The sequence below is a fragment of the Streptomyces sp. NPDC057654 genome (genome assembly GCF_042800135.1).
Lineage (GTDB): Bacteria > Actinomycetota > Actinomycetes > Streptomycetales > Streptomycetaceae > Streptomyces.
In genome coordinates, this window is the sequence record NZ_JBHVHQ010000683.1 from 1 (window position 1) to 4,699 (window position 4,699).

4 protein-coding genes and 1 pseudogene are annotated in these 4,699 nt (G+C 74.2%); 3 read left to right on the top strand and 2 right to left on the bottom strand.

Annotation, left to right across the window (positions count from 1 at the left end; genetic code table 11):
* A partial coding sequence (locus ACFU99_RS33575; protein ID WP_384399289.1) for a sacsin N-terminal ATP-binding-like domain-containing protein occupies positions 1-521 on the bottom strand: 521 nt, incomplete at its 3' end.
* Between the two features lie 587 nt (positions 522-1,108).
* Entirely contained in the window at positions 1,109-2,023 is a 915-nt protein-coding gene (locus ACFU99_RS33580; RefSeq protein ID WP_384399292.1) for a DUF3027 domain-containing protein, read from the bottom strand.
* Positions 2,024-2,514: 491 nt separating this feature from the next.
* Here ACFU99_RS33580 and ACFU99_RS33585 point away from each other — a divergent pair, with 491 nt between their 5' ends.
* The 3 genes and pseudogenes from ACFU99_RS33585 to ACFU99_RS33595 all read left to right on the top strand — a co-directional run.
* Positions 2,515-3,918, top strand: a complete 1,404-nt coding sequence (locus ACFU99_RS33585; protein WP_384399283.1) for an MFS transporter — start codon at positions 2,515-2,517, stop codon at positions 3,916-3,918.
* A gap of 26 nt (positions 3,919-3,944) precedes the next feature.
* Positions 3,945-4,442 (top strand): hypothetical protein, encoded by a 498-nt coding sequence (locus ACFU99_RS33590; RefSeq protein WP_384399286.1) that lies wholly within the window; start codon positions 3,945-3,947, stop codon positions 4,440-4,442.
* A 23-nt stretch (positions 4,443-4,465) separates the two neighbouring features.
* Positions 4,466-4,699, top strand: a pseudogene (locus ACFU99_RS33595) (futalosine hydrolase); the annotation flags it as partial.

Genomic DNA, 4,699 nt, shown 5'->3' on the forward strand with positions numbered 1-4,699 from the left:
GGGATCTCCGCGCCGAGCCCCGGCGCGGCGGACGCGGCGTCCGCCGCGATGAGCCGGGCCTCGGCGAGCGAGAACCGGACGCCGCCGGAGCGGCCGACGACGGCGGGCTCGTCGCTGACGGCGAGCACGGCGGAGAACCCGACGCCGAACCGCCCGACAGCGCTGCCGCTCGCCTCCTCGTCCCGCTTGGCGGAGGCCCGAAGGGTGGACAGGGACTCCACGCCGGAGGCGTCGAGGGGGGCGCCGGTGTTGGCGGCGGCGAGGACGGCGCTCTCGCCGTCGCGGCCGGGGTGGAGGGTCAGCCGCAGCCGGCCGGGGACTCCGGCACGGGCGGCGGCGTCGGCGGCGTTCTGCGCGAGCTCGACGACGAGCCGGTCGCGGTAGCCGCCGAGGGAGAGGTCCTCCTCGGCGTTGGCGTCCTCACGGAACCGCGCGGGCGACGCGGCCCAGGCGTCCAGCACCCCGCGCCGCAGCCGCCCGGTCCCGAACGGGTCCGCGTCCTCGCCCACACCTCGCACCATCGCCGCGCCGCTCACGTGTCGTCTCCCCTGCTAGCCGCCGCACTCCTGCCGCGAAACGTACAGCGCTTCCGCCCCTACCTGCTCTCCACCCTCCGCCGTGCCAAACGGAGAGCCCGGCAAGCCGCCCGTCAGGGGCGCGGAGAACGGCGCGAGCAACCACGGACGGCCCGCAACAAACGAACCGCACAAACCAGCCCCGAAAGGGGCGCGGGGAACGGCGCGAGCAACCACAACCGGCCCGCCCCCAACCGACGACACCGACCCCACCAGGGGCGCGGGGAACGACGCGCCCAGCCACGGACGGCCTGCACCCAACCAACCACACCGGCACCCACCAGGGGCGCGGGGAACGACGCGCCCAGCCACGACCGGCCCGCGGCCGACGAACCACACCAGGCACCCCCAGGGGCGCGGGGAACTGCGCGAGCAACCACAATCAACCCGCGGCCAACCGCCCACACCGACCCCACCAGGGGCGCGGGGAACAGCGCGCCCAGCCACGACCGGCCCGCAGCCGACGAACCACACCAGCCGCCCCCAGGGGCGCGGGGAACTGCGCGATCACCCAGCCGACGGCTGAGCACCCATCAGGAGTGCCCCAGCTCCTCCGCGGGAGCGTCCGGCTCCACGGACCCCCCACCCCGATCCGGCCGCAACGGCAACGGATCGACCAACGTCTCATCGATCACCGGAGCAGCCGGCCGCAAAGGCCTCGGCATGACGGCCGCCTCCGAATGCCCCCCACACCCGAACCCCAGCGACACCACATGCCCGTCCGCCGGCCCGAACTCATTGGCGCACACGCCGAACGCCTGCCGCAGCGACCCCGCCAGCGGCACCAGGAACCCGCAGCTCCCGCAGGACGCGGGCGCGGCCTGCGCCATCGCGGTCTTGGGCCCGTACAGCTCGTCCCAGCGGTCGGCGGCGGCGTGCAGCCCGTACCGGGACAGCACCCGCGCCCGGCGCATGCCGAGCTCCTCCGCGACGGCGGCGATACGCCCCCGCTCCGTCGTGGCCGCAGGCTCAGCGGAAGTAAGCTCCGCGTCCTCCGCATCGGCCAGATCCGTCAGCCGCCGCCCGGCAACGGTCTCGTCCGCCAGGACGGAGCTCGGCGGCGGCGCGTCCTCCCCGGAGAACCCCGGCTCCAGACGCAAGTCATCGGCCTCGGTCGGCAGCAGGTCCCCCGGACCCATGTCACCGGGGCGCAGCCGCTCGCTCCACGGCACCCATTCGGGGGCGAGCAGCGCGTCGGGGCCGGGCAGCAGCACGGCCTCGTCGAGGGTGACGATCTTCGCCCGCGACGCGCGGGCGACCGTCACGGCCCAGCGCCAGCCCCGGTACCCCGGCTCCTGGCAGGCGAAGAAGTGGGTGACGACTCGATCGCCCTCGGAGGCGACCTCGACGTGCTCGCCGACCATTCCGGGGAGCGCCGCTTCCTCGGCCGCCGCACGGGCCAAGTCGACCGCCTCGGCGCACAGGCGGTCAGGGGTCCGGCTTCGCATCGCAGCACTCACAGGATCGATTCTCTCTTCCACGCCGTCTCACGAGTGCGCCGGCCGTACGGCCGGGTCGGCGGACGGAGCGGACCTGGGGACCGCGTCGACGTCCGCGCCCGAACGGTCAGGGGCGCACCTTGTATGACCCATTCTGCGGGATCGAGACTCGGCGCGCGGCCAAGAACGACCGCCGGTGGCGCGCTACGCACGCTACCCCGCTCGACCGCGCGGGGGATACCCGGGCCACGGCGAGCCTCACATCCGTACGCGTCCGGGGCCCCTGCCCGTACCGGCTCGGCGCGCCGGGCCCGTACGACCCGGCCGGGGCGCGCGGCGGAGATCTCCCCGTGCCCGACCCGATACAGAAAGGACACCCGCGAGGATCACCGCACGGCCTCCCGAAGACGCCTCGGCGACGGCACGGTAAATGATCGCGCTCTGACCGACAGATAGCGGGAACGCGCCATCTTCCGCACGTCTTGGGGCAGTATGGCGTGGTGGGAGCCATCCGGTCCGCTCATGGCAGCCCGCTCCGCCGGGCGGGACGGGCAGCCGGTCACGCCTTGCGGGCCCCGTTCACCGGGGCGGCGCGCGGCATCCGGCGCGCCACGCACGCGCACGGCGCGGGCGAGTCGGGGCTCGGCAAGCTGATCGAGCTGCACGCGGTGCACTCGGCCGGCGACATGCTGATCACCGTGGCGCTGGCCTCCACCGTCTTCTTCTCCGTCCCCACCGACCAGGCGCGCGGCCGGGTGGCCCTGTACCTGGCCGTCACGATGGCCCCTTTCGTGCTGCTCGCCCCGGTGATCGGCCCGCTTCTGGACCGGCTGCCGCACGGCCGCCGGGCGGCGATGGCGAGCGCGATGCTGACGCGCGCGCTGCTCGCGCTGACCATGACGGGCGCGGTGGTCAGCGGCAGCCTGGAGCTGTATCCGGCGGCGCTGGGCGTGCTGGTGGCGTCCAAGGCGTACGGCGTGGTGCGGTCCGCGGTCGTGCCGCGTCTCCTGCCGCCGCGGATCTCGCTGGTGAAGGCGAACTCGCGGGTGACGCTCGGCGGTCTGCTGGCCACGGGCGCGGCGGCGCCGATCGGCGCGGGGCTGCATCAGATCGGCCCGGCCTGGCCGCTGTACGGGGCCTGTGTGCTGTTCCTGATCGGCATGGTCCTGTCGATCTCGCTGCCCCACAAGGTGGACTCGGCGAAGGGCGAGGCGCGGGCCCGCCTGACCACCCGCGAGCACCGGCCCGTACGCGCCCCGGCGCTGACCCGGCGGAAGCGGCGAGGGCAGCAGCGGCGGCCGAAGCCGCTCGGGCTGCGTACGGTCGGCTCGTCCGTACTGCACGGCTTGCAGGCGAACAGCGCGTTCCGGATGCTCTCCGGCTTCCTCACCTTCTTTCTGGCGTTCATGCTGCGCGAGCATCCGATGAACGGGCTGAGCGCGGCGGTCTCGCTGGGCGTCGTCGCCGTCGCGGCGGGCGGCGGGAACGCGCTCGGCACGGCCATCGGCGCGCTGCTGCGCTCGCGCGCGCCGGAGTCGATGATCGCGCTGGTGCTGACGGCCGCGCTGACCGCGACCGTCGTCGCGGCCGTCCTCTACAGTCCCGTGGCGCTCGCCGTCGTCGCGGCGACGGCGGGCATCTCGCAGGCGCTCGGCAAGCAGTCGCTGGACTCGATGATCCAGCGCGATGTGCCGGAGGAGGTCCGGACGTCCGCGTTCGCGCGCTCGGAGACGCTGCTCCAGATGGCGTGGGTGGTGGGCGGGGCGATCGGCATCCTGCTGCCGCTCAACGGGGTGCTCGGCATGTCGGTCGCCGCGGCGGTCGTGGCGCTGGGCGTGGCCGCTTCCGTACGGGGTCTGCTGACCGCCGCGCGGCGCGGCACGCCGCACCCCCGCGTGGCGTGAGCGGGGGCGACCGATAACCTGCCCGCATGACCGCTCTGTTTTCCCGGGGTAAGGGCCGCCGCGCCGCTGCCGCCGTCGGTGCCGTGACCTTGGGGCTTGTCGCCCTTACCGCCTGCGACAAGCCGACTCCGCTGGCCACGGTGACCGTCGGCTCCAACACCGTGACCTCCGAGGCCACCGACGGCTGCTTCGGCGACGGCAAGGCGCTGGAGAAGTCCGTGATGGAGAAGTGCCTGTCGAAGAAGGACGGCAAGACCGTGAAGGTCGGCGCCGGTGAGAAGGTGCGCATCGGCGTGGAGCCGAAGATCGCCGACACCGGCTGGGTCGTCGTCGCGGGCGGGCCGGTCATGCCGGAGCCCACCAACAACACGTACCGCACCTTCGACACGGACACCCTCTTCACGCAGAAGAACCAGATGGGCCAGGCGACCCTGATGGACAAGGTCACCGTCACGGTCATCGAGCTCAGCAAGGGCGAGGCCAAGGGCATGTGGCACTTCAACCTGGAGCGCGACGGCTCCTGAAGCGGTTCGAGGTTCCTGAGCTGATGCGCGTACTCGTCGTCACCGCCGTCCCCGCCGAGCGCGACGCGGTCGTGCGCGGCGCGTCGCCCGCCGGGGACCTTCAGGAGATCCCTGTGCCGGGCGGGGTGCTGCACCGGGTGCGCCACCCCGCCGGGCCGGTGCTCGACGCGCTGGCCGCGGGCGTGGGGCCGGGCGCCGCCGGGGCCGGGGCCGCCGCCGCGCTCGCCGCCGCGGCGCTCCGCTCCCACCCGTACGAC

What these genes read in the sequence shown, in the direction of transcription:
- ACFU99_RS33580 (WP_384399292.1), bottom strand. Translation starts at nt 2,023, where the DNA reads ATGCGAAGCCGGACCCCTGACCGCCTGTGCGCCGAGGCGGTCGACTTG.
- ACFU99_RS33590 (WP_384399286.1), top strand. Translation starts at nt 3,945, where the DNA reads ATGACCGCTCTGTTTTCCCGGGGTAAGGGCCGCCGCGCCGCTGCCGCC.